We start from the raw sequence: 24697 nt of genomic DNA, 5'->3' as shown, positions 1-24697 counted from the left end.
CCGGCCCGTAATCGTAAGCCGCTATGGTGTCATCAGCGGGCGATGACGGCCGACTGATCATCTGAGGAGTTGCATGCCCGCGCTGCCATTACACGCATCACGTTTTGAGCCCATCAAGGCCGTGTTGTTCGACCTCGACGGCGTGCTGACACCCACCGTCGACATTCATGTTCGGGCCTGGGCGCGGCTGTTCACCGACTATCTCGCCGAGCGCGGAGTCGAACCGGCGTACAGCGAGGCCGACTATTTCGACTACATCGACGGCAAGCCGCGCGTCGACGGTGTGCGCGCTCTGCTCGCTTCGCGAGACATCGTGGTGCCCGAGGGCACACCAGACGACGCTCCGGGCAGCAACACGGTCTGGGGGCTCGGTCTGCAGAAGAACGATGAGTTCTTCGCTGCGCTGGAAGCCGACGGCGTGGTCGCCTATGCCGGCTCGGTCGACTTTCTCGAGGCATCCATTTCGTCAGGTCGACAGGTCGCAGTGGTGTCGAGTTCACGCAATGCGGTGAGCGTGCTGGCTGCGGCTGAACTCGGCGACCGGTTCACGGTGGTGGTCGACGGGCTGGTGGCGACCGACGCCGGGCTGCCGGGTAAGCCGGCGCCAGACACCTACGTCTACGCGGCCGAACTGCTGGGGCTCACCCCCGCCGACTGCGCTGTCATCGAAGACGCTCACTCGGGAGTGCAGGCCGGCCGCGAAGGCGACTTCGGGCTGGTCGTGGGTGTCGACCGAGGGGTGGGCGCCGCTGGTCTGCTGGCGTCGGGCGCAGATATTGTTGTCACCGACCTTGCCGAGCTCGTGGATGCCGTTTCAGAACCGGCAGTTGCGCCCGAACACGCCTGAAGACGCGCCAGTACCTGCGAGCCACGCGACACTTGAAACACGCGAACACCCGAAACACGCGAACACGCCTGAATCACCCGAAAAGAGGCCCCCTGTGAACCCTGTCAACTCCGACCCCCTCGACCGCTTTCGCTACCCGGTCGACGAATGGGCGCTGACCGAGTCTGAGTTCGACGCCCAGAGCCAGGGCCAGTCTGAGACCATGTTCGCCGTCGGCAACGGCTACCTCGGCATGCGCGGCAACGCTGAAGAGGGTTACGGCGGCTATTCGAACGGCACCTTCATCAACGGCTTTCACGACACCTGGGCCATTCGGCACGCCGAAGAGGCATACGGGTTCGCACGCGTCGGTCAGACCATCGTGAATGCCCCCGACGCGAAGCTGATTCGTCTGTATGTGGATGATGAACCCTTCATCATCGCCGAAGCCGACTGTATTCGTTACGAGCGCCGGCTCGACTTTCGCACCGGGGTGCTCTGGCGTGAAATCGAATGGCGGGCGCCGTCGGGCAAATGCGTTCTGATTCGATCACGCAGGCTTGCGTCGTTCACCGATCGGCACCTCGCGGTTGTCGAATACGAGGTGACCATGCTCGATGCGAACGCGTCAGTGGTCATTTCCAGCCAGATACTCAATAGGCAAGACTGGGTTGACGAGTTTGCGGCCGCGGCTGCCTCCGAGCATCCCATCGACGACCCCCGGCGTGCCGCGACCTTCTCAGACCGCGTGCTGCAGCCCCGATTCAAGACGTCGCATGACTCGCGCTACATTCTCGGCTACCGGGCCGCCAACTCGGGCATGACCATTGCCGTGGGCATGGAGCACCGGCTCGAGACCGCGAATGAGTACCGAGAGGCATCGGAGATCGATGACGATCTCGCGAAGCATGTGTACAGCATTCAGGCGCATTCGGGTGTGCCCATTCGGCTCATCAAGACTATTGCCTATCACACGTCGCAGAGGGTGCCCACGCGCGGCCTCGCCGACCGATGCGACCGCACGCTCGATCGCATCGCCGAGTCGCCTATCGAAGAGGTCTTCGAGAGGCAGCGAGAGTGGCTCGACGAGTTCTGGCAGCGCTCAGACGTCGAGGTGAAGGGCCAGCCCGAAATTCAGCAGGCCATTCGCTGGAACCTCTATCAGCTGGCCCAATCGACGGCCCGCACCGACGGCGGAGGTATCGCGGCGAAGGGCGTCTCGGGCTCGGGCTACGGCGGTCACTACTTCTGGGACACCGAGATCTACGTGCTGCCCTTTCTTACTTACACGTCGCCGCAGGTCGCTCGAAATGCGCTTCGCTTTCGCCGCGGGATGCTCGATGCCGCACGAGACCGGGCGCGCGAACTCAACCAGCGCGGCGCCCTCTTTCCCTGGCGCACCATCAACGGGCTCGAGGCAGGCGCGTATTACGCCGCCGGAACCGCGCAGTACCACATCGACGCCGACATCTCGCATGCCCTCTCGCAGTACGTTTCGGCGACGGGAGACGTCGACTTTCTGATCGCCGGCGAAGCCATCGACATTCTCGTCGAGACGGCGCGCATGTGGGCTGACCTCGGGTTTTGGCGGGGGCACGTCAATCGGTCGTTCCACATTCACGGTGTCACAGGGCCCGACGAGTACACGACCGTGGTGAACGACAATCTGTTCACTAACGTGATGGCGCGTGCCAACCTGCGGGCGGCGGTGCGGCGGCTTCGTAAGGTGGAGCACGAAGACCCGGAGGCGTTCGCACGGTTGAGTGCGCGCCTCGACTTACGCGACGAAGAGATCGTCGAGTGGGCTGCTGCCGGTGAGGCGATGCACATTCTCTTCGACGAAGAGCTGGGCATCCACCCGCAAGACTCGCAGTTTCTCGAGAAAGAGCTGTGGGATCTCGAGAACACGCCCCCGTCGAAGCACCCGTTGCTGCTGCATTACCACCCGCTGGTCATCTACCGTTTTCAGGTCATCAAGCAGGCCGACGTGGTGCTCGCGCTGCTGCTGCAGGGTGACGAGTTCACCGAAGAGGAGAAGCGCCGCAACTTCGAGTATTACGACGCGCTGACCACTGGCGACTCCACGCTCTCGGCCTCGACGCAGTCGATCGTGGCGGCCGAGGTGGGGTACCGTGACCTCGCGCTCGAGTACTTCATCACCGCCCTGTTCGTCGACCTCGGCGATCTGCACCACAACAGTGCCGATGGCGTGCACGTCGCCTCGACGGGTGGCGTATGGAGTGCGCTCGCGTTCGGCTTCGGCGGAATGCGCGACTACCTGGGCACGTTCACCTTCGACCCGAGGCTGCCCGACGAGTGGGAGTCGCTGGCGTTTCGAGTGACGATTCTGGGCGCACGGATGCACGTGGCGGTGAACGCCGCGGTGATCACCTTCACGATCGAAACGGGCGAGTCTGTCGAGGTTTACGTTCGCGAAAAGCGAGTGCTCGTGACGGCCGGCACCCCGGTGACCGTGGCGCTGAAAGACGATGCGCCGGTGTTCGAAGGCGCGCCGACCACGAGCGACATCGAAGGCACTCTTCGCGCCGATGGATCGGTCATCACGGCGACCATCCCTACCCTCGACGAGCACTATCTCGAAGAGGCCATCGGCTTCGACTGAGTCGCTGAGGCACTTTCGTCGGAGCACGCGCGCTAAGGCGACGTATTGCGGGCACCGTGCGTCAGCTCCGACGAAAGTGCCACGGCTACGTCTGGTTGCTCGGCCTTACCAGGCCACTGCGTTTGTTGCTCGGCCTTACCAGGCCACTGCGTTTATTGCTCGGCGTTACCAGGCCGACGAATCCGCTGCCACGATGGGCACGTCGACGCCGTGCCAGATGCTGCCGTAGCCGTAGTGCGAGCTCGCCCAGGGCGACGCTTCGATGGCGGCGACCGTGGTCGACACGGGGGCGGATGCGGCGAAGTCGGCAATGATCGCCGAATAGACCGAGTTCTGCGACAGGTTGATGGCGGCGTCTCTGGCCGCCGTCACGAGCTCGGGGTAACTGCCGAACCCGGCCCCGCCGCCCGACCCGTATCCATTGTTCAGCGGATTATTGCGCAGCCACCAGCTCTGCGGGTCATTCTCCGAGTCCATCCATTGCAGAATCACGGTGACGTTGTTGTCGGTGGTGGGCCAGCCGCCGTCGACCAGCACGAGGGCCGCCCAATCGCGGTTGGTGGAGCTGCCGGGCGCAACCGTCGCTTCTGTGGGTTTGTTCACCGTGTAGCCGTCGCGATCGGTACTCACGCCGCTCGCGTTCGCTGCGGCGCTCGTGATCTGCGCATCCACCTGCCCTGACGTGGATGCGGCCCCGGCCGCGAAACCGAACGACGAGCCACCGGGTTCAGCCGCGTTCGCCGCCGGCCCCACGAGAAACACGGGCAGCATGCTGAAGCAGGCGATCGCGACGGCGATCACAGGCCGTTTCTCCCGTCGAGTCAGGGGCGAGGCGGTTCGGCCGCGCGAAACCCGGGTCGGGTCAGGGGCGACCGCCGGGGCGGCATGGCGGCCAGGTGCTTGGTATGTGGAGCGGCGCAATTCGGCTTTTCGTTCGTCGGGTCAGGTTCTCGTGACGCGCGCGATGAGGCGGTCGGGCTGTGCGATCAGCTACGTTACCGCCCGCACCTGGTTACCGCCTCACAACCCGTTCTCAACCGCCTCACGCCGCCTGCTCGAATTTGCCGCCGCACAGGTGCCGCCTCATCACTGCCGCTTCGACCCGCGGCACGACTGACCTTCGCGCTAACGAGCAGAAGCGTAACGGAGGTAGACGGCCCCGGCCTCGAAGCGGCGGTGGTCGAGAAGGGTGAGGGGCACGCGCGCGTCGGAGGGAAAGAAGGGGGTTCCGCCACCCACGGCGATGGGGGAGACGAAGAGCTGATATTCGTCGACGAGGCCCGCCCGAATGGCGTGAGCCGCGATGCCCGGGCCGCCGATCGAGATGTCGGCGTCGGTCGACTGCTTCAGCGCCCAAACGGCGTCGGCGTCGAAAAACGGTTCGATGCGCGTACGTGGCGTCGATGGTTCGGTGAGCGTCGAGGAGTACACGATCTTGTCGGCTGCCCGCCAGATGGCCTGGTAGTCGGCCATGACCGCGGGTTCGTCTGCCGTGTCGAGGGTCTGCCACACCGACATCACCCCGTACATCCGTCGCCCGTAGAGGTATGTGCCGAGGGGGCGTGACACCTCGTTGACGAAGGCGTGCAGTACTTCGTCGGGCGCGCTCCAATTGAAGTGACCGGCGGCGTCTACCGTGAATCCATCGACCGACATGATGCTCGAGTAGATCAGTTTGCCCATCACGCACCCTCTTCTTCGAGGCGTGCCGTGGCGTGCACACCCGCAACGGTGGTGCGCCGCAGAAAGCCCGCAATCAGTTCTAGTTGTTCGGGAGTGTAGTCGGCGCAGATCTCGTCGATCAACCCGTTCATGCCCGAGTAGAGCTGGTAGATGTCACGGTTTCGCTCGGGTTGCGTGCGCAACACCACGGCACGGCGATCGTTCTCGTCGCGCTCGCGAACGATCCAGCCGCCGCGCTCGAGCCGGTCGATGACTCCGGTGAGAGTGGCCGGGTGCAGGCCTGCCAGCTTCGCCAGAGCGCTCGCGCCCACGGGTTCATGCTGCGAAACGAGGTCGAGGCAGTCGAGGTCGATGTCACGCAGCTCGGCCTGGGCGCCGACTCGATGGTTCAGCATGGCGAGTTGCACGCGCAGATCGCGCAGGTCGGTCTTCAGTGCGTTCGCGGCGCGCCGGGCGGCTCGAGGGTCGCGAGAAAGCTCGTCGGAGGGGTTCACTTCAAGAGTCATATGATATGGTTTCCGTATTATATGGATTACTGACTACATCGTACCTGCTCAGCAGCCGCCCGGGCAGAGAAGAGAGAGAAGAAGACTATGCGCCTCATCGTTTTCGGCAGCAACGGCCCCACCGGCCGACTCGTGGTAGCAGATGCCCTGATGGCTGGCCATTCCGTTACGGCTTTCACACGCCATCCCGAGGGTTTCGAGGCCGATTTCGTTGCCGAGCTTGCCGCGACTCCGGATGCCCGGCTCACCGTTTTCGAAGGCGACGTGTATGACGCGGCCGCCGTCGACCGCGCCGTGGCGGGCCACGATGCGGTGATCTCCACCCTCGGGGTGCCCTACGGCAAGCACGTCATCACGGTGTATTCCGTGGGCATCACCGCGATCATCCACGCTATGAAAGCCCACGGCGTGTCTCGATTGGTCTGTGTGAGCTCGAGCGCGGTCGACCCGGCCGCCGGTGCGCACGGCGGGTTCTTCTTCGAAAACGTGCTGCAGCGCTACTTCGTCACCGTGATGGGCAAGACGCTCTACGACGACATGCGCGCCATGGAGACGATCGTGACCGAGAGCGATGTCGACTACACGATCGTGCGGCCCTCGGGTCTGTTTGAGACCCCGACGGTAACCGACTATGCCACGGCCGAGCGATTTGTGAAGAGCAAGTTCACGTCGCGAGCAGACCTGGCAGCGTGTTTGCTTGCCCAAACGATGAGCGATGAATACGTTCGAAAGATCGTGGCGGTGGGCACCGTTTCGGTGCAACCGAGCCTCGTTCAATTGCTCTGGCGAGAGGGCATCAGCAAGCAGCGCGTGCGTACGCCATAATCAACCTAGGGGCGTGGGTGATGCACTCAATGCGGGTGCTGCGTTTCGTGGGGAAGAGGCAGTACTTTTGGCAAGTCGTTTTGGTACAGGTGTGTCGTCGAAGTCGAGGCGCCCGGGGTTCAGCATTCAGTCGAAGCTGCTGGTGATGCTGCTCGGCGTGAGCATCGGGTCCTCTCTCGTGGTGGGACTGGTGGGGTACTACTCGGGCTCTGATTCGCTCAAGCAGGCGGCGTACGACCGGGTGACAGAGACTCGCGAGTCGAGAGCCCGCGAGATCACGAACTTCTTCACCACCACCGAGAACTCGCTCGTGGTGTACACCCGTGGCACTACCGCCATCAACGCGGTGAAGGCGTTCACCGCCGGCTACGACGAATTGCAGGCGCAACCCGCCGCGGCCGCCGACACCTCGGCGGTGACGGCGCTGTACACGAACACGTTCGCGCCGCAGCTGGCGCAGCGAACCGGCAATGCTGCAGACCCGGCGGCGTTCATTCCGTCTGACCCGGCCGAGATCTACCTGCAGTCGCACTACACCGACCCGGGCCTCGACGGCACGAAAGCGCTCGCCGTCGACACTGCGGGTGACACCAGCGCCTGGTCGGCGGCTAACGCGCAGTATCAGGATTACTTTCGGGAGATCATCCAGCGATTCGGCTACGAAGACGCCTTGCTGATGGATAACGATGGCCACGTGGTCTATTCGGCCACGAAGAACGTCGACCTTGGCACCAACCTCACTTCGGGGCCCTACAAAGGCACAAGTCTTGCGACCGGCTACGAAGCAGCGTTGAACTCGAACGAAGTCGACTACGTAGGCATCACCGACTTCGAGCGCTACCAGCCGTCGCTCGGCGCTCCGGTCGCCTGGATCATGTCGCCCGTCGGTGAGAACGGTGTGACAAGTGGCGTCATGGCGCTGCAGGTGCCTATCGCCGCCATCAACACCATCATGACGTCAGACCAGGGCTGGGCAGACGACGGCATGGGGCAGACCGGTGAGACCTATCTCGCCGGCCCCGACCAGCTGATGCGTTCGGTGTCACGAGAGCTCGTCGAGAACCCCGAGCAGTATCAGAAGGATGCCGTTGCCGCCGGCACCCCGCCCGACGTCGCCGCACGCGCCGTGCAGGTGAAGGGGAGCATCCTCATTCAACCGGTGCACACCGTGGCCGTGCAGAACGCACTCGCCGGCCAGACGGGAATCATCACCACCCGGGGGTATCTGGGCGGCGAAGACATTGTGGCGTATGCCCCGCTCGATATACCAGGGCTGCAGTGGGTGATCATCTCGCGCATCGACACCACTGAAGCATTCGCTCCAGTGAACGACTTCACCCGAAACCTGATTCTGTCGATCGTTGCGCTGATTCTCATAGTGTCGTTGCTCTCGCTGGTGCTCGCGCAGGTGTTCGCGCGGCCCGTCAGAAGGCTCGTCACCGCGGTTCGGCAGGTTGCGGCGGGTGATCTTGCCGTGGAGGTTCCGCAGGGGTCGCGAGATGAGTTCGGTGATCTCGGCAACGCCTTCAATGACATGTCGAGATCGTTGCGTATCAAACAGTCGCTGATCGAAGAGCAGACGAACGAGAACGAGAAGCTGCTCGGTACGCTCATGCCGGCGACGGTGGCCAAGCGCTACAAAGAGGGCGAAGAGACGATCACCGACGTGCACCAAGATGTGTCGGTGCTGTTCGCCGACCTCATCGGTTATGACGACTTCGCTGCCGACCTCGGTGCAGAGAAAGAACTGTCTTTGCTCAACTCCATCGTGGCGAGCTTCGACGAGGCCGCGGTTCGAATGGGCGTCGAAACCGTTCGAACGCTGCGCGAGGGGTACCTGGCCAGCTGCGGACTGGTAGTGCCCCGGGTCGACAACGTCAGACGCATGGTCGACTTCTCGCTCGAGATTCGTGCCATCATCGAGAGGTTCAACGCACAGCACGAAACGGCGCTGAGCGTTCGCATCGGCATCGACGCAGGAACCGTGTCGAGCGGTTTGGTGGGCCGCAGCAACCTCGCCTACGACATGTGGGGCGATGCGGTGAACCTGGCCAACCAGGTTCAGCGGGTCTCCGGTGCCGCCGGCATTTTCGTGAGCCAGACCGTGCGCGACTTCATGCACGATGCGGTCACCTTCGTCGAGGCAGGCTCCATCGAAACAGCAGGCGGCACGCAGACCGTCTGGAAGATTCAGTAGGCCGCCATGAGCCAGATTTGGAACGAACCCTGGTTCGGGCTCGCCCTCACCATCGCCATTGGGCTGCCTGTACTTCTGGTCATCTTGACGGAGGTGCTGGCGTCGTTGGTGAGGCGCGGGCATCCGGCAGCAAAGCCCGTGCGATTACTGCGCAACCTCGTCTTGCCCGTCGGAGCGCTCTTCGCGCTGCTCAGCTTGGCGTCGAACACCACGGGGGTCGAGCTCACCTGGGTGCGCGTCGTTGCGACGTTGTTCGGCTTTCTCGTCATTCTGCTGTTGCTCTCGAGCGTCAACGTGGTGCTCTTCGGCAATCCGAAAGAGGGTAGCTGGCGCGAGCGGCTACCCTCGATCTTCATCGACTTGGCCCGGCTCGGCCTCATTCTCGTGGGGTTGGCGCTGCTGTTCTCGTGGGTGTGGGATGCCGATATCGGCGGGCTGATCACGGCGCTCGGGGTGACCTCGATTGTCGTCGGTCTTGCTCTGCAGAACGCGGTCGGGTCGGTTATTTCGGGGCTGCTGCTGCTGTTCGAGCAGCCCTTCAAGATCGGCGACTGGCTCGACACCGGTAAGGTTCAGGGCCGAGTGGTCGAGGTCAACTGGCGAGCCGTACACATCGACACGGGCAACGGCATTCAAATCGTGCCGAACGCGTCACTCGCCGACTCGTCGTTCACGAACCTCAGTCAGGCGCCGGGGGCGTTTCGGGCCACGGCCACCGTGAAGTTCTCGACGGATGATCCGCCGCACGAGGTGCTCGACCTGATGCATCACGTAGCGTCGGGGCTGCCGAACCTGAAGCGCGGTGAATCGATCGAGGCCTCGTACGCAGGTAATGCGAGCTTCTCCATTTCGATTCCGGTGGCCGGGCCCTCCGAAGCCCCCAACGCGACCGCCCTGTTTCTCGCCTGGCTCTGGTACGCGGCGAGGCGTTCGGGGCTGGCGCTCGACGGCGATGCCACCGACCCGATTCAGACGCCCGAGCGCCTCGATGCTGCGATCGACACCCTCACGCAAGTTCTCCGTCTGAAGAGCGACGACTACGACTGGCTGGCGCCGCTCTGCCGGCTCGAGCAGTACGGCCACGGCGAGGTTCTGCACGTGTCGAACACCGTGCCCGACGCGTTTCGGTTCATTCTCGACGGAAAGGTGCGGCTTTCGGTGCCCACCGAGTGGGGTGACGTGAGTTACCTCGCGCTCGGTGACAACGAATTCTTCGGGTTGATGGCGTTGAGCCGCGAGGTCGATCGGGGTTCGGCGATCGCCGACGGCACGACGACGGTGCTGCGCATTTCGACGAGTGCTGTCGATCGGCTCATCTCGTCGAACCCGGCGCTCGCTCGCAGCATCGGCACGGTGGTCGACGCCCGAACGCAGAGCGCTCGCGAGGCCGTGGCGGCGTTGGGCATCGACGTGCAGGCCGAAGGTTAGGCGGCCGTTTCGGTGAAGTCGACCACGACGTCGGCGAGGCTCCGTGGCGATTCACGGCGCAGAAACGCCTCTTCTTGCTCAGCCCAGGTGTTCCAGAACGGCTCGTAGGCCTGCCCGTCGCGCTCGATCGCGCGGGTTCGCCGGGTCGCTTCGTCGAGTTCGAGCCAGACGCTCACGGTGGCGAGAGCGTTGTTCTGGCGGCTGAGCGCCCCTACGCCCTCGACGATCAGCGGTTTCGTGGGGTCGACGGATGCCCATTCCGCCCCCCGCTCGTTCAGCCAATCCCAGCGCTGCCATCGTGGCCGCTGGGCGCCCAAAAGCTCATCGTGCACCTGAGTGCTCGCGGCCTCGAGTCCGCGCCAGCCGGGGTAGATGTCGTCGAGGTGCACCACGGTGGGGGTGGGGCCGAGCTCAGGGTGGTCGCCGGGCCAGGCGCGGGCGAGAGCCGCGGCGAGAGCCGTCTTACCTGATCCGGAACGCCCGTCGAGCAAGACCACCGGGCCCGTGAAGACGGTGCTGGCGCGGCTCGAGGTGAGGGTGGATGCCCGGGCGGGGGGTGACGCGATGAGGTGCAGCAGGGCATCCACTGCCTCATTCGTCACATTTGCGACAATTCGCATGCTTTGTATTACACCCTCCCAGAAGGGGGCGCTGAGTTGCAGGAGGGCACCGCCGTCACCCGAACAGACGCGATGACTCGGCCCACTGCAGCAGAATGACCGTCTTCGCGTCGACGATGCGGGTGCCTATGGCCGCGAGTGCTTCGTCGAAGCCGAGTTCGACGTTCTCGATGTCTTCGCCTTCGTGAGCGAGGCCGCCGCCGGTGCCGGTGAGGCTCTCGGCGCTGAACTTCGCCGCGAAGAAGTGCAACTTCTCGGTGACTGAACCCGGGCTCATATAGAGGTCGAACAGGTGTTGCGCGTCGGTGACGGCGTACCCGGTCTCTTCTGCTGTCTCCCGTTCGACTGCTCTCAGCGCGTCGTCATCGTCGAGAAGACCGGCCGGCGCTTCGAGCAGGTAGCCGTCGGCGTGCCCATTCACGTACGCAGGGAATCGAAATTGCCTGGTCAGCAACACGGTGCGGCGTTCGGTGTCGTAGAGCAGAATCGTTGCGCCATCGCCGCGGTCGTAGGTTTCGCGTTCTTCGGTGCTCCAGCTACCGTCACGGTGGCGAAACTCGAACGTGGTCGCGCGCAAGACGAACCAGTTCGACGAGAGCAGCTTCACGCGCGTGACGATGACGTTCGGGTTTGTGCTGAGGTCAAGGCCCACGGTGTCGAGGTGGGTTCGGCCACGGGCATCCGGTGCATCGATGCCCGGGATGCCCGGCGGCGGCTGCTCGGTTTGGCCGCTCTGCTCGGTTTGCGTGCTCAGGGGTGCACCCCGGCGATCAGGAGAAAGACCAGGCCGAGCAGCGCGGGCACTCCCTGTAATGCGGCGGCTCGGAGTCGTTCTTTTCCGGTGCTCAGCAGCACGAGGGCTGCAGCCACGATGGAGGCCGACGAGAACGCTGCGAGAGCGAACCCAGCCTGATTCGCCGACGTGAAGTAGAGCACCAGGCCGAGGCCCGCGCCGATAGCCAGGAAGAGGTTGTAGAAGCCCTGGTTGTAAGCCAGGGGTGCTGTCGTGTCTGCGTCTGCCTGGTTGGCGAGGCCGAAGCGCCGCCAAATGGCAGGTTTGCGCCACTGAACGCTTTCCATGACGAAAATGTAGACGTGCAGTAGCGCGGTGATGCCGATGAAGACGGTTGCGAGTATCGCCATGGGCTCAGTCTAGAGGGCTGCGCAATCGCTGACAGAAGCTCATTCGGCCCGCGAAGCGAGTAGAGTAATGCTCATGAGTGAGCGATCTCATCGAATTCGGCTTGCCGGCGCTGCTGCGCTGGTGGCGGTTTTCGGTGTGTTCGTTTCGGCGCTGGGGGTGCCGATTGCGGCGAACGCCGGCGTTGGCGGGCTCACGCTCGATGGTCCCGCGGCAGACACCGTTTTCATCGCAAATTCGTCGTCAGCGGTCGATGCGCTGTTCTCCGGGTCTGGGTCGGTGGGTGCGGGCGTCGAGGTCTCGACTGTTGCGGCTGTCGACGCCGGGTCGGGTACTGAGACGACGCTCTGCACCGCAGTCGTGGCAGGCGATCAGTCGTGGTCGTGCACCGCGACGAGCATGCCCGACTTTCAGGGCGTCGTCTACGTTCGATCAGGGGCAGACGAAGCCCACGAGACTCTCGGCGCGCTGAATCCGCCCCGAATCACGGCTCCGGCGCCCGGCGATACGGTCGTCACCGCAGCAGCCGAGCTATCAGGCACTGCGGCGCCTACTGCCACGGTGACGGTGTTGCAGAACGGGGGCTCCGGATGCACGGCTCAGGCATCATCCGCCGGCGACTGGAGCTGCGATCTCACTCTGACCGACACCGATGTGGGGCCGAACGACCTCACGGCGACTCAAGCCGTGTCGTACACCGCCGCCGAATCGGCGTCGTCGCCCGCGGTGAGCTTCGCGTATGCGCCGCTGGCGCCGGTGGTTCCCGTGGTGCCGGTTCCGCCGGTGGTGCCGGTGCCGCCGGTAGTGCCGGTGGTTCCCGTGGTGCCGATTCCGCCGGTGGCGCCGGTTGTACCCGTCCCGCCGATGGTGCCAGATCCGCCGGTCGCTCCCGTGGTTCCACTTGAGCCGATCCAACCCGTTACGCCCGTTGTGCCTGCCGCGCCGGCGTCGCCAGCCACGCCGGCCATTTCTGCCGCGCCGACGGAGGGCGATGGAGGCGGTTCGGCCCACGCGGACGACGGCCGAGGTGGCACAGCTTCGGGCATAGGCGTGGGTTCGGATGCCGCGTCGGGCACGCTTGACGCAGACGGGGTGAGTGGCTCGGGCGCGCACGTGACAGACGTCGCCGGCGAGGCAGACTCGATCGTCGGGGCAGCGGCTGCTTTCGTGTCGGGAGCGTGGGCCGGCCCGCTGGCCGACCCGGCTTGGGCGAGCCCCAGCGTGTTCGGCAGTTCGCTGCGATCGTTGCAGTCCCTATCGATCAAGGCGCCCAGCGCCGCATCGATAGCGCTCATTGCCGCTGGCTTTCTGCTGCTGCTGGCGCTGCCGGCCGAGCTGCTTCAGTCGACCATCCGCGAGAACTATGAGCGGTTCGCGCCCATCGTGCGTCCTGTCGAACGCACGCTTGCAGCCGCCCGGCGCCGCATCCCGGGCACAACATCGTCGTGGCAGCGTCAGCTCGCCCTCATCGTGGGTGCAGCGACCATCATGTCGTTCGCAGACCCGACCACCGGTGCCGACGTGCGATCACTGCGGCTTGTGCTCGGGCTCACGATTGTGTTGCTCACCGTGAACTATCTCGGGGTGCTGGCGACGCGCATCCACGCCTTCTCGGCCTATCGGGCGAGTGCCGAAATACTCTTGCGCCCCTGGGCGATCGTAGTGATGCTGTCGACCGTGGCACTCTCACGATTCACCGGCCTTCAGCCCGGAATCGTGTTCGGCCTCATTCTCGGCGTTGAAGTGGGCGCCGGCATCGCAACGGTCAGTCGTCGGCACAGCGCGGCGAAGCTTTCACTGAGCGTGACGGCGGTCATGGTGGCGCTCGGCGTCGGGGCCTGGCTGCTCTACAGCACTCTCGGCTTGCAGAATCAGGGAGTCACCACCTTCGGCAGCCAGCTCTTGTCAGAGGTGCTCACCGGTCTGACGGTTGAAACGTTGACGGCCCCGGTCATTGCCCTCATTCCACTGACCTTTCTCGACGGCCAGAGCATCTTCGCCTGGTCGAAGGCGATCTGGGTGGCAACCTACGCCGTTGCGGTCGCAGTTTTCGCTCTGATTCTCTTGCCGCAGCCGTCGAGCTGGGTTCACGTGCCCACCCTGCTCTCGCCGTGGTCGATAGCGTTCGCCGGGTTCGCCCTCATCAGTGTCGCAATCTGGGCCTACTTTCGCTGGAGCGCGCCCCCCGAGCACGAGAACGCTGAAACCGACAATTCCGAGCCTGAAAATCCTGAGCACGCGAATTCGGGGCCCGACAATTCCGAGCCTGCGACTCCTGCACAATCCCGTGAAGCCGTCGTCGAACACACCCCCTCAAGGCGCGCGCCGCTACCGGGCAAGTGACGGTTGCGGCGACTCAGTAGACGAAGGTTTCCGTGGCTCAGGGAGTGAAAGCTGTCGCGGCTTAGGGAGTGAAAGCTGTCGCGGCTTAGGGAGTGAAAAGCCGTCGCGGCTCAGCGAATGACCCGTGCAACCTCGCGCGCCAGCGCCGGCCTCACGAAGTGGTCGTTCTTCGGCACTTCGTGAATAGTCACGTGTTGCAGCCGTGCCAAGCGTTCGATGCCGTCACCGACGAGCACCTGGTCTCGTGAGCCATAGACCACTTCGACCGGCACCGTGATCTGAGCGATGTCGGTGATGGTGGTCTGGCCCTCGATGCAATGCTCCATAGAGAGCGCGAAGGCACCCCAATAGCGCTCTTCGATAAGCAGAGCCTTCACCGGAATGAAGCGGTGCAGCCACGCCGCCCGCCGCATGGTCTGCTCTTTGTTCGAGCGCAGAAACTTGTAGGCGCGCAGGTAGCTTTTCACCACGGTGCGGTCGGCGAATTCGGTGATGTACGCCTCGTTGGCGTAGATGGGCGGCGAGACGAGAACGACCTGCGCTACCTCGCGCCGGTAGATGGCCGCATACCGACTGGAGATGAGCGCCCCGAGGCTGTGCCCGACGAGCGTGAATCGGCCCTTCAGGTGCAGCGAGCGAAGTGTGGCGTGAAGCGCCGCCACGTGCTCTTCGAGGGTGAAAGTGGCCTCGGCCGGCGCCACCGACTTACCGAAGCCGAGCAGGTCGATGGCGATCACGCGATAGAGCGGTGATAAGAGCGGCACCACGTTCATCCAACTCTCTGACGACGAGTTGATGCCGTGTATGAGCACCACCACGGGCCCGTCACCCTCGTCGAGCGCGACGTTCAGAAGGGGAGCGGTTCTGGCCGGCCAACCGAATTTCAGATCCCCCATGACAACCTTCTCTCGACGAGCTCAGCGATCGTCACTGAGACAATCTCATAATACGCCATTACCGATGAAAAGAGCCCAGAGCAAGCCCCTGAACCCCCTTTCTCAAACACCGACTAGCGGCGTACGCTCAACATGCACCCGGCGAGAAAGTGGTGCTGTACCGAGAGGACGACTATGGCTATCAACGACGACGACATCACCACCGAACAGGGAGCGGGCGGAGAGGGTCCCGCGGATGGCGGCGCAAACCCGAATGGGCATGACGGCGGAGCCGATGGCTCTGCTGGCGCAGGTGAAGGTACAGCTGACGGCGGTGCGAACCCCGGCGGCCACGATGGTGGAGCCGATGGTTCGGCTGACGCAGGGGAGGGTACCGCCGATGGCGGTGCGAACCCTGGCGGCCACGACGGCGGTGCCGACGGATCAGCGTAATGCTTTCATTCGAGCGCGGGTCGGGTGACCGGCCCGCGCTTTCTCGTTGTGTGGGAACCGTGGGTCTTGATTTCGGCGTCACGTACTGGTCGGCACGACCACTGCTCACCGAGGCGCGGTTTCTTCCGGCACCCTTCGATGACCTCTTCAGCGCCGAAGCGGCCGATGACCTGATCTCGCAGCGCGCGCTTCGCACCCCGTTCATGCGCATGGCCATCGAGGGCTCCGTTTTGAGCCCGTCGAAGTACACCGCTGGGGGCGGGTTCGGCGCCGAAATCGGCGACCAGGTGTCGAGCGAGAAGGTGCTCGCCGAGTTCGCCGGGGGCGCCACGATCGTGCTGCAGGGGTTGCACCGCACGTGGCCGCCGCTGATCGACTTCACGCGAGCGCTCGTGGCTGAGATCGGGCATCCGATTCAGGTGAACGCGTACATCACCCCTGCATCGTCGCGCGGATTCGACCCGCACTACGACGTGCACGACGTTTTTGTGCTGCAGATCGCCGGCGAAAAGCGCTGGCGCATCCACGAGCCGGTGCACGAGGCGCCGCTGCGCGATCAGCCGTGGAGCGATCATCGCGCCGCCGTCGAGAGCCGCGCCGAGGGCGAGCCGTTCATTGACGAGGTGCTGCGGCCGGGTGACGCGTTGTACCTGCCGCGCGGCTGGATCCACTCGGCCGAGGCGCTCGGTGGAACATCCATTCACCTGACCATTGGCGTGGCCGCCTACACGCGAGCCGATGTGGCCGAGGCCTTGCTCGCGCGCCTCGGCGATACCGAAGCGCTGCGCACCTCGCTACCGTTCGGCGCCGACTTCAGCGACGTCGAGCAGCTGCTGCCGATCGTCGAGACGGTGGCCGAAGAATTGCGGGCGATGCTCGCGGCGGCTCCGGATGATCGTGCCGCAGCAGTTCGCAGAGCCCACGATGTGAGCGCGGCGCTCACCCGCCGTTTCTCGGGGGCGACGAGGCCCGAGCCGGTGTCGCCGATCGCGACTGTCGACGCCATCGCAGCTCTCGGCGGCTGGAGTGTCGTGCGCTGGCGCGGCTCACTGCGTGCCACCGTTTCGAGCGACCGCGACTCGGTGCGCATCGCCGTAAGCGGCCGAACCGTCGTCTTGCCGCGGGAGGCCGCGCCGGCCATCGAGCGGTTGCACGAAGGCACGGCCGTTGCTGTCGATGAGCTGCCCGGTCTCGACGTCGATTCGGCCCTCGTGGTGGTGCGGCGCCTGCTGCGTGAGGCCATCGTGGTGCCGGCGTGAGCCTGCTCGGCCGCGTTCGAGGTCGCGATCATCGTCGTGACTGACTGGGCGCCCTGCAGCGATCGGTCGCGCGAGCGCGATGATTCGCTCGCTGCCACCGCGTCGCGTGGATTGCAGTGGTTTCTCGTCGAGGTGCAGGGCCCGTGGGGCACCAATGCGTTCGTTTCGTCAGCGCTCGGCCGTGAGCTCGGCCAAGCGATTGTGCGCCGCATTGAGGCGTCGGGAATGCGCCCGCTGGCCATTCGGCGGGTAGCGCGCGCAACCCATTCCGCCCAGCCTGAGCACTCACCCGCGCGGCCGCGTGAGCCGCAGACGAGGTGGCGGTGGGTGTTCGTCGATTCGCGGCCCGGGCACGAAGAAGTGCGGTGGGGTGAGGTCGATGATCCGCACGAGTTGCTCGATGTGCCGCTTGACGGGTCGACGGGCATCCGCTCGGCTCAGCCGATCTATTGCGTCTGCACACACGCCAAACACGACCAGTGTTGCGCGGTGCGTGGTCGCCCCGTGGCGCTCGCGCTCGTCGAACAGTTCGGCGACCTAGTGTGGGAGTGCTCGCACCTCGGCGGCGATCGGTTCGCGGGCACGATGGCAATCTTTCCGGAGGGCCTCTACTTCGGCCGCGCCGATGACGTGGATGCGGCCCAGATCGTGCACGACTACCGCGCCGGCCGGGTCGACGAGCGCTTCTTTCGTGGCCGAAGCTCGCTGTCGCATGCGGTTCAGGCCGCCCAGCACTTCGCGCGCACCCATTTCGGTGACGACCGGCTGAGCAGCTTCTCACCGCTGGGCGAGCGGACTGTGCCCGGCGCGCTCGCCGGCCAGATCGAGGTCGACCTCGCCACGACGCCGGACTCGTCGGGCGTCGTTCGTGTGGTGGTGGCCGAAACTCTCTCGGAGCCCCTGCTCAGCACGTGCGCCGCGACACGCTTCGGCCGCGTTCGCGAGTTCGAGCTCGTTTCGCTGACCTTCTCCTAGCCCGCTCGGATGCAAAGTCGCGCCGCTCGGCCGCGCGGGGTGACGCGGTAGTGGCTACTCCGCAGCGTCGAGCTCGCCCAGCTCGCCCAGCTCGTCGAGCAGGGCCCACAACCAGCCGGGGCCGTGCACCGCGGCGCCGAGCGCAGAGACGCGCTCGCTGAGTTCGCGGTCTGCCGTCACCACGAAGACGCGCGGCGGGATGCCCGTGGTCTCGAACCGCAACCGCACGGCGTCGACGATCGCCTGATCACCGTCGTGCTCGGCCGCCACGACGCGTACCTCGGCGCCGACCTGGTGCGCATCCGTACCGGCGCCCGATCGGGCCGCCGGCCCCGCCGCGCCGATCGAATCGCGTGCTGAGTCGCCTGCGCTGCTTGCCGAGCCGCCGGCGTCGCTTGCCGCGGCACCTGCGCCGCTAACGCCAGCCGCGCCGCCCGCCGCCCCACGCGCCTGGCCCTCGACGATCAGCGTCACCTCCGGCCACCACCGCGTACCGGGCAGCCCGATGCCGAGCGAATCGCCGGTGAAACCCAGGGCCGACCGCGCTGCGAGACGCGCGGCGAACGTCTTCGTGGCGCCGAGCCGGTCTTTCCACCAGCCGTTCGGCCGCGACCCCACCACATTCGCCGAGTCGACGATCAGCACGACGGGGCGCTGCAACTCGGCTCGCAACTCAGGCCACGATGCTTCAAACCCGGGGTGCAGCGGAAGCGTCGCCACCTCGTCGACCGCAACCCAGCGCACCTCGATGCTCTCGGCGTCGGCGACCAGCGCGTCGAACGGCCCAGTGACGTCGGCGACGACCGTGGTGTAACTCCAGAAGCCCAGATCGAGAATCGACGTGAACTTCAGCTGCAACGACGAAGTCGGCACGCCGGCCTCCTCGTTCGCCTCACGAATCGCACCGTCGACCGACGACTCTCCGGCGTGTTTGGCTCCGCCAGGGAGCCCCCACGTTCCGCCGAAATGACTCCAATTGGCACGATGCTGCAACAGGATGCCCCGCTCGGGGTCATGCGCAAGAAGCCCCGCCGCGCCGAACCGCCCCCAGAACTTGCGGCCGGTGCCGTCTTCGACCCAGCCGTCGCCACTGTCACGCGGGCCCGCGAGCCGCGGCGGAACAAAGGAGTGGGGCGAAGGACTCGCCGAGTCAGACATACCCCAATTTTGTCACGCTCCGCCACGCGCCCCGACCATGTGAAGCCATATGAAGCCGCCTTTCGATACACCACGAGGCCCTCCTACCAGCACCCCATGACACGCGCGTCAGACGACATCCCCACGTCGTTACCAGCATTTGCCCAACCCTCGGCATAGGGTGTCGGTGTGTGGCGCGCCGATAAGAAACGAGAGTCAGACTCTGTACTGTCTGAGGCCGACGAAGCAACGTCGGTGTGGGGTCGCCGCGGCGACGTCACCTCAGGCGACCCAGCGTCGGGCGAACAGGGTCACGGCCCGCGAACCGGTCAGATCTTCTCAACCGACGACCTGGTCGAACCTGCCCGCGAACACTGGCGTGCCGAACTGGCTGAGATCGGCGGCGTTTCGGCCCTCATCCACTTCGATGACGCACCGCGCAGCCGGGTTGACCTCACCACGACCCACCCGAGTGGCCTCGCCCAGTTCATCACGGGCAACGCCACTCTGCTCTCGAGCCTGATTCGTGACGAACTCGCCCTACGCAGCGCCCGTATCGCCGCAGGAGCCATCACCGATAAGGGAGTCGAGCTCCGTTCCATTCGGGGCATCGACTCCGTTCACCTCGCCATCGGTCTCGCCGAGTGGAAGCTCGAAGACGAGCCGTTCGCCGCCCCCGTTCTGCTTCGCCCACTGAGCATCCGCCGCTACGGCCGTGACTTCGAGCTCAAACTGCGCGGCAACGCCTTCGTGAACCCCGAACTCGTTCGTGCCCTGCGTGAGCAGTATCAGATCACCCTCGATAGCGACGAAATGGTGGCGCTTGCCGCGACCAACGGCGTCTTCAAACCGCAGCCGGTCATCGACCATCTGCGCGGCGTCACGTCTCATCTGCCGTGGTTCAGCGTGCACCCGCGGCTGCTGGTGTCGTCGTTCGCCGCTGTGGCTCCGTCGATGGTGGCGGATGCCCGGCAACTCGATCATCCGGTGCTCGACTCACTCGCCGGCAGCCTCACGGCCCGTCGCGGGGTGCAAGAGTCGTACCACCCCGTCGAAGCGACCGCGCAAGACTCACGCCCACCGTCGACCGACACGCTCTTGCTCGACGCCGACGCCGAGCAAGAGAACGTGATCGCGCAGATCGCCGAGGGTAACTCTCTCGTCGTGAAGACGCTGCCCGGCACCGGCGGAACCCAGACCATCGTGAACGCGGTCGGCGCACTCATCGGCCAGAACAAACGCGTTCTCGTGGTGAGCCCCCGCCGCCTGAGCCTCCGCGGCATCTCGCGCCGCTTCACCGACGTGGGCTTGCCCGGAGTCGCTGTGTCGCCGCGAACCCTGCGCCGTGACCTCATCTCGTCGATCGGCCGCAACGAGAAGGCCATGCAGCCCCACGTGGGCGACGTCGATGAGGCTCTCGTGCGCCTGCGGCACGTGCTCATCGACTACCGTCAGTCGCTGCAGCGCGTCGACCCGCTGCTCAAAGTCTCGGTTCTGGATGCTCTGCGCGAGCTCGCCCGCCTGTCGCTGTTGCCCAAGCCCCCGGCAACGACCGCTCGCCTCAATCGCTCATCACTCGAGGCGCTCGCCTCGGGCCGCAGCAAGGCGGCGAAGACCCTCATCAAGGCGGCGGCGCTCGGCGAATTCCGTTACGGGCCCGACGACTCACCGTGGTACGGCGCGACCTTCGACACTGCAGACGACGCGAGCACGGCCCATGCCATCGCCAAGCGCGTGCACCGCGCCGACTTGCCCAGCCTGCTGACCAAGGCTTACGAACTCGTGGGCCAGACCCACATGCGCCAGTTCACCACGATGTCTGAACTCGGCTCGTACCTGCGCTTGCTGCTCGACCTGCGCGAGACGCTCGATAAGTTCTTGCCCGTGGTGTTCGATCGCTCGCTGACCGACATCATCGCGGCCACCGGCCCGCGCCGCGACTCCGCTCAGATGACGGGTACAAGCCGTCGTCGCCTGCGCAGCCTGGCGAAAGAGTATGTGCGGCCCGGCGTGCACATCGGCGACATCAACGCTTCGCTTCGGCGCATTCAGCAGCAGCGCGTGCTCTGGCACCGCTTCGCCGCGGCCGGAATTCCGCCCGAAGTTCCGACCGGCCTCGATGACGTGCAGGTGGCGTTTCAGAGCGTGAGCGAAGATCTCGCGAAACTCGATGTGCCCTTAGGCCTCTCGGGCACCGCTCGACAACTCAACGAACTGCCCATCGCCGAGCTCATTTCGCTGCTCGAGGGCCTCGCCGCCGACTCTGAAGTTCTGGCGAATCTGCAAGAGCGCACCGCGCTGCTCGACACGCTGCGCGAACTCGCCCTCGACCCGCTGCTCACCGATCTCTCGCAGCGCCACATTCCCGAAAACGCCGTGGCCGACGAACTCGAGCTGGCATGGTGGCAGTCGGTGCTCGAACTCATGCTCGCGAATGATCGTGCGCTGCTCGGGGCCAACACGGGCATCCTCGACCGCCTCGAATCAGACTTCAAGCTCGTTGACGAAGCGCACGCCTCGGTCAGCGGTCAGATCTTGGCCTGGCAGCTCGCCGAAACCTGGAGCGTGGGCCTCGTCGACCACGCCGATGAGGCGACCGCGCTCAAGACGCTGCTGCGCACCGACACCGTCGATTCGGTGAAACTGCACCGCGCCGCACCATACCTCAGCCGAGTGCTCGCACCGGTCTGGCTGGCCTCGCCGTACGAGGTCGCTGACATCACCGACGACGTTGTCTTCGATGCCGTCATCTTGGTGGATGCCGGTGCCACAACTCTGGCTGAGAACGCGGCGGCCATTCGTCGCGCTCGTCAGGTGGTCGCCTTCGGTGACCCAGTGACGCAGACCCCTTCGCGCTTCGAGATCGCCGTGCCCGCCGTGGTGCAGCCGTCGTCGAGCAGGGCCAGTGACGCCGATGCCGATGCGCGCTCGATCGAAGAGCTCGCGGGCGACTCGGCCATGGCCCGTTTGGCCGAACTGGTGCCGACCCTGTCGCTCACACGCAGCTATCGTGCCGGCGGCGAAGACCTCGCCGAGCTCGTGAACCACCGCTTCTACAACGGCAAGATCGATTCGCTGCCTTGGGCCGGAACGTTCCTCGGCCACGGCAGCCTCACCCTGCACTACCTCGAAGGCGCGGGCGGCATGCCCGACAGTGAGACCGGGGCGGTCGAGAGCGTCGACGCCGAGGTCGAGCGCGTCGTCTGGCTGGTGATGGATCACGCGCAGAAGTACCCGCGCGAGTCGCTCATGGTCATCACCGCCAGTGCGAAGCACGCCGTGCGGGTGCAGCAGGCCGTTCTCGCGGCGTTCGCCAAGCGCAGCGACCTCAGCGACTTCATTCTCAAAGACTCTGCAGAACCGTTCATGGTGGCCACGCTCGAGCAATCGGTAGCGCAGAGCCGCGACCGGGTGATCTTCTCGGTGGGTTACGGCCGCACGCCGCACGGGCGCGTGCTGACGAACTTCGGCGCGCTGGCTAAGCCCGGCGGCGAACGCTTGCTCGCTGTGGGTTTGACGCGCGCCCGCCGCTCGATGGACATCGTGAGCTGCTTCAAGCCCACCGACATCGACGAAGAACGCATGACCTACGGCGTGGTCTCGCTGCGCCAGATTCTCACCGAAGCCGAGAACGGGCCGACCCCCGACACCTTCTCGAGCCCTGGGGATGCCCTGCTCATCGACCTCGCGCGCCGACTCGGTTCGCGCGGGCTCGAGGTCGCCTTCGAGCACCGCGGCAAGCTCACGCTGGTGGCGTCGTACGAGGGCCGCGCGATCGTGGTCGAAACGGATGCCGTGGTGCACTCCATGAGCCTTCGCGAGTCATTGCGCCTGCGCCCCGACATGCTGAAGCGTCTCGGCTGGCACTACCTGCGCGTGCACAGCTTCGAGCTGTTCACCGACCCCGAGGCGGTAGCGGTGCGCATCGCCACGGTCATCGGCGTTCGCCAGCTCGCTGCGGTATAGCTTCGCTCGCCCAGCTGAAGCGAGCTTTCCGGACGAGCGCGACCGCCGCGGCTATCGCGCTCGTCCGGAAAAGTCGCGCGAGGCCGCAATGATCGCGCTCGCGAGACGGGCGGGTGACGACTCACCAGTGCGGCGGTTTGTCGGCCTTCAGACGCTCGTCGTTGGGGCCGGCGCCAGGGGGAGTGGCCTCGCGGGTGTCGTCGGTGTCTTCGGCCGCTTTGACGACCGCCAGCTCGGGGCTGAGCGTCGCTGCTGACTGCGGCCGGGCATCCGACCCGGCCACCGGCTCAGTCTGAACCCGCCGGCGCCCCACGCGACGCACCGGCAGCTCGGGCTCAGAGCTCACTCGTTCGGCCAGGGCGGGCCGGCCGGAGCCTGGTTGGAGACATTCGGCACCACCGCGCCGCGCTGCTGAGCGGCGAGCAGGTCGCGAATCTCGGCGAGCAGCTCGAGGTCTGTGGGGGGAGCTTCGGCAACCGACTCTTCAGCCGGGCTCTGCTTGCTCTTGAAGAACGACACCTTCTTCAGGTGATTGATCGGCAGCACGAATACGAAGTACACCACAACGGCGACGAGCAAGAATTGGATGATCGCGCCGAGCACCAGCCCGAACTTCAGCGTGCTGTCGCCGATCTGCACCTCGAACGCATCGTTCAGCTGCTCGGCGTTGAACAGCGCCGCAATGAGTGGATTGAAGATGCCGGTGACGATCGCGGTCACGACGGCGGTGAACGCGGCACCGATGACCACGGCCACGGCCAGATCGATCACGTTGCCGCGCAGAATGAATTCTCTGAAACCCTTGATCACGTGCTACTACTCCTTGTTCAGCTCGACGCCCTGTTCAGCTCGACTGGTTCAGCTCGACGCCGCGCCGGTCGTCTTCGGTGTGCTCGGCTTCGAATCGCTGCTCTTCGAGGCAGCGGAGCCTCCCGAGTCGCTCTTCGAGCCGCCAGAGTCGCTCTTCGAACCACCAGACTCACTCTTCGAACCGCCCGATTCGCCGCCGCTCGACTTTTTCGGCCCGTCTGACGAGCTCTTCGACGCCCGCGAGTCGTTGCGATAGAAGCCCGATCCGTTGAAAGTCACGCCCACCGGGCTGAACACCTTGCGCAGCTTGCCGCCGCACACCGGGCAGACGGTGAGGGTGTCGTCGATGAACGACTGCTGAATATCGAATGCATTGTCACACTCGGTGCAGCGGTACGAATAAGTAGGCAAAGAGAACTCCAGATGAATCAAATAGAAGCAGAAAACGTCAGAATGTCAGGATGCGCGTGGGGGTGACGACCCCGTCTACGGGTTGATCGTGCACCTCTCGAGGCACAGCATCTAGCAGTTCGTCATCATAGATCACTGCATAGACCGGAGGGCACTTCTGCATCGAACCCAGGGTCTTGTCGAAGTAGCCACGGCCCCAGCCCATGCGCATTCCGGTCTCGTCGACGGCCGCCGCGGGAACGATGATGAGGTCGACATCATTGATCGCAATCGGCCCGAGCGGCTCGCCCACCGCCTCGGGCATGCCGAACAGGCCCGTGATCTCGGTGCTGCCGTCGCCGTGCGCCCAGTCGAGCAGGCCGTCTTCGCGGGAGATGGGAAAGAGGGTTTCGACGCCGTTCGCGGCGGCCCAGTTCAGAAACGGGCGCGTGTTCGGCTCGTTCTGCGCCGAGAGGTAACACGCGACGCGGCGTGCACTCTTCGACGTGGTGAGAGCGATCAGATTCGCTGTGAACGCCTCGGTGGCACCGTCTCGTTCGGTCGCAGTGAGGTTGCGGCGTCGCTCGCGAAGCTCGGTGCGCAGCGCACGCTTGATGTTGCTCGTCGAAGACAGCATCCT

General features: G+C 65.2%; 22 protein-coding genes. 10 read left to right on the top strand and 12 right to left on the bottom strand.

What is annotated here, in order from left to right; genetic code table 11:
• Positions 1 to 73: 73 nt before the first annotated feature.
• Positions 74 to 847 carry an HAD family hydrolase gene (locus IEX24_RS04790; protein WP_188674661.1) on the top strand — a complete coding sequence of 258 codons (774 nt, stop codon included), beginning with the start codon at positions 74 to 76 and terminating at the stop codon, positions 845 to 847.
• 94 nt (positions 848 to 941) lie between these two features.
• Complete coding sequence (locus IEX24_RS04785; RefSeq protein WP_229715102.1) at positions 942 to 3449, top strand: glycoside hydrolase family 65 protein; 2508 nt, start codon at positions 942 to 944, stop codon at positions 3447 to 3449.
• Positions 3450 to 3614: 165 nt separating this feature from the next.
• Here IEX24_RS04785 and IEX24_RS04780 read toward each other — a convergent pair whose 3' ends face one another.
• From IEX24_RS04780 to IEX24_RS04770, 3 genes are all read right to left on the bottom strand, one after another.
• Positions 3615 to 4250, bottom strand: coding sequence for a hypothetical protein (locus IEX24_RS04780; protein WP_188674655.1), 636 nt, complete (start codon positions 4248 to 4250; stop codon positions 3615 to 3617).
• Positions 4251 to 4574: 324 nt separating this feature from the next.
• Entirely contained in the window at positions 4575 to 5132 is a 558-nt protein-coding gene (locus IEX24_RS04775; RefSeq protein WP_188674652.1) for a dihydrofolate reductase family protein, read from the bottom strand.
• The gene (locus IEX24_RS04770) at positions 5132 to 5638 is read right to left on the bottom strand and encodes a MarR family winged helix-turn-helix transcriptional regulator (RefSeq protein ID WP_188674649.1); all 507 of its coding nucleotides are present in this window, start codon (positions 5636 to 5638) and stop codon (positions 5132 to 5134) included. Before IEX24_RS04770 ends, IEX24_RS04775 begins: the two co-directional genes overlap by 1 nt.
• A gap of 87 nt (positions 5639 to 5725) precedes the next feature.
• On the opposite strand from IEX24_RS04770, the gene IEX24_RS04765 reads away from it, so the two are divergent.
• From IEX24_RS04765 to IEX24_RS04755, 3 genes are all read left to right on the top strand, one after another.
• Positions 5726 to 6463 (top strand): NAD(P)-dependent oxidoreductase, encoded by a 738-nt coding sequence (locus tag IEX24_RS04765; protein WP_188674646.1) that lies wholly within the window; start codon positions 5726 to 5728, stop codon positions 6461 to 6463.
• A gap of 91 nt (positions 6464 to 6554) precedes the next feature.
• Entirely contained in the window at positions 6555 to 8660 is a 2106-nt protein-coding gene (locus IEX24_RS04760) for an adenylate/guanylate cyclase domain-containing protein (protein WP_203585892.1), read from the top strand.
• Between the two features lie 6 nt (positions 8661 to 8666).
• Complete coding sequence (locus IEX24_RS04755; RefSeq protein ID WP_188674643.1) at positions 8667 to 10088, top strand: mechanosensitive ion channel domain-containing protein; 1422 nt, start codon at positions 8667 to 8669, stop codon at positions 10086 to 10088.
• Here the strand turns inward: IEX24_RS04755 and IEX24_RS04750 are convergent.
• The 3 genes from IEX24_RS04750 to IEX24_RS04740 form a co-directional block, all read right to left on the bottom strand.
• Positions 10085 to 10708, bottom strand: coding sequence for a nucleoside/nucleotide kinase family protein (locus IEX24_RS04750; protein ID WP_188674640.1), 624 nt, complete (start codon positions 10706 to 10708; stop codon positions 10085 to 10087). The genes IEX24_RS04755 and IEX24_RS04750 overlap by 4 nt on opposite strands.
• A gap of 55 nt (positions 10709 to 10763) precedes the next feature.
• A complete protein-coding gene (locus IEX24_RS04745; protein ID WP_229715101.1) occupies positions 10764 to 11360 on the bottom strand; it encodes an NUDIX domain-containing protein in 597 nt (198 codons plus the stop codon).
• A 98-nt stretch (positions 11361 to 11458) separates the two neighbouring features.
• A complete protein-coding gene (locus IEX24_RS04740) occupies positions 11459 to 11851 on the bottom strand; it encodes a DUF1304 domain-containing protein (RefSeq protein ID WP_188674637.1) in 393 nt (130 codons plus the stop codon).
• Between the two features lie 73 nt (positions 11852 to 11924).
• Between IEX24_RS04740 and IEX24_RS04735 the strand changes: the two genes are divergently transcribed.
• Positions 11925 to 14192 carry a hypothetical protein gene (locus tag IEX24_RS04735; RefSeq protein ID WP_188674634.1) on the top strand — a complete coding sequence of 756 codons (2268 nt, stop codon included), beginning with the start codon at positions 11925 to 11927 and terminating at the stop codon, positions 14190 to 14192.
• Positions 14193 to 14302: 110 nt separating this feature from the next.
• On the opposite strand, the gene IEX24_RS04730 is transcribed toward IEX24_RS04735, so the two are convergent.
• The gene (locus tag IEX24_RS04730) at positions 14303 to 15088 is read right to left on the bottom strand and encodes an alpha/beta fold hydrolase (protein ID WP_188674631.1); all 786 of its coding nucleotides are present in this window, start codon (positions 15086 to 15088) and stop codon (positions 14303 to 14305) included.
• Positions 15089 to 15262: 174 nt separating this feature from the next.
• Here IEX24_RS04730 and IEX24_RS04725 point away from each other — a divergent pair, with 174 nt between their 5' ends.
• Genes IEX24_RS04725 through IEX24_RS04715 form a run of 3 tightly spaced genes read left to right on the top strand, consistent with a single transcriptional unit; the run spans position 15263 to position 17754 of the window.
• On the top strand, positions 15263 to 15520 hold the full coding sequence (locus IEX24_RS04725) for a BatC protein (RefSeq protein WP_188674628.1): 258 nt from the start codon (positions 15263 to 15265) through the stop codon (positions 15518 to 15520).
• Positions 15520 to 16779: a cupin domain-containing protein gene (locus tag IEX24_RS04720; RefSeq protein ID WP_188674625.1), complete on the top strand. Its 1260-nt coding sequence runs from the start codon at positions 15520 to 15522 to the stop codon at positions 16777 to 16779. The genes IEX24_RS04725 and IEX24_RS04720 overlap by 1 nt, the downstream gene beginning before the upstream one ends.
• Before the next feature lie 36 nt (positions 16780 to 16815).
• Positions 16816 to 17754: a ferredoxin family protein gene (locus IEX24_RS04715; RefSeq protein WP_188674622.1), complete on the top strand. Its 939-nt coding sequence runs from the start codon at positions 16816 to 16818 to the stop codon at positions 17752 to 17754.
• 54 nt (positions 17755 to 17808) lie between these two features.
• Here IEX24_RS04715 and IEX24_RS04710 read toward each other — a convergent pair whose 3' ends face one another.
• The gene (locus IEX24_RS04710) at positions 17809 to 18912 is read right to left on the bottom strand and encodes an NUDIX domain-containing protein (protein ID WP_188674619.1); all 1104 of its coding nucleotides are present in this window, start codon (positions 18910 to 18912) and stop codon (positions 17809 to 17811) included.
• Positions 18913 to 19080: 168 nt separating this feature from the next.
• Here IEX24_RS04710 and IEX24_RS04705 point away from each other — a divergent pair, with 168 nt between their 5' ends.
• Entirely contained in the window at positions 19081 to 22857 is a 3777-nt protein-coding gene (locus IEX24_RS04705) for an AAA family ATPase (protein WP_188674616.1), read from the top strand.
• Positions 22858 to 22978: 121 nt separating this feature from the next.
• On the opposite strand, the gene IEX24_RS04700 is transcribed toward IEX24_RS04705, so the two are convergent.
• The 4 genes from IEX24_RS04700 to IEX24_RS04685 are packed head-to-tail and all read right to left on the bottom strand — an operon-like array spanning position 22979 to position 24694.
• On the bottom strand, positions 22979 to 23203 hold the full coding sequence (locus tag IEX24_RS04700; RefSeq protein WP_229715100.1) for a hypothetical protein: 225 nt from the start codon (positions 23201 to 23203) through the stop codon (positions 22979 to 22981).
• Positions 23200 to 23667: a large conductance mechanosensitive channel protein MscL gene (mscL, locus tag IEX24_RS04695; RefSeq protein ID WP_229715099.1), complete on the bottom strand. Its 468-nt coding sequence runs from the start codon at positions 23665 to 23667 to the stop codon at positions 23200 to 23202. Before mscL ends, IEX24_RS04700 begins: the two co-directional genes overlap by 4 nt.
• A 48-nt stretch (positions 23668 to 23715) precedes the next feature.
• Positions 23716 to 24078, bottom strand: a complete 363-nt coding sequence (locus IEX24_RS04690; protein ID WP_188674613.1) for an FmdB family zinc ribbon protein — start codon at positions 24076 to 24078, stop codon at positions 23716 to 23718.
• 37 nt (positions 24079 to 24115) lie between these two features.
• Positions 24116 to 24694 (bottom strand): 5-formyltetrahydrofolate cyclo-ligase, encoded by a 579-nt coding sequence (locus IEX24_RS04685; RefSeq protein WP_188674610.1) that lies wholly within the window; start codon positions 24692 to 24694, stop codon positions 24116 to 24118.
• Between the last annotated feature and the right edge of the window lie 3 nt (positions 24695 to 24697).

It is taken from the genome of Subtercola lobariae (assembly GCF_014640255.1).
In the GTDB taxonomy this organism is placed as follows: domain Bacteria; phylum Actinomycetota; class Actinomycetes; order Actinomycetales; family Microbacteriaceae; genus Subtercola; species Subtercola lobariae.
The sequence above is the reverse complement of the archived record's forward strand: the minus strand, read 5'-3'. Positions and strand labels throughout refer to the sequence as shown.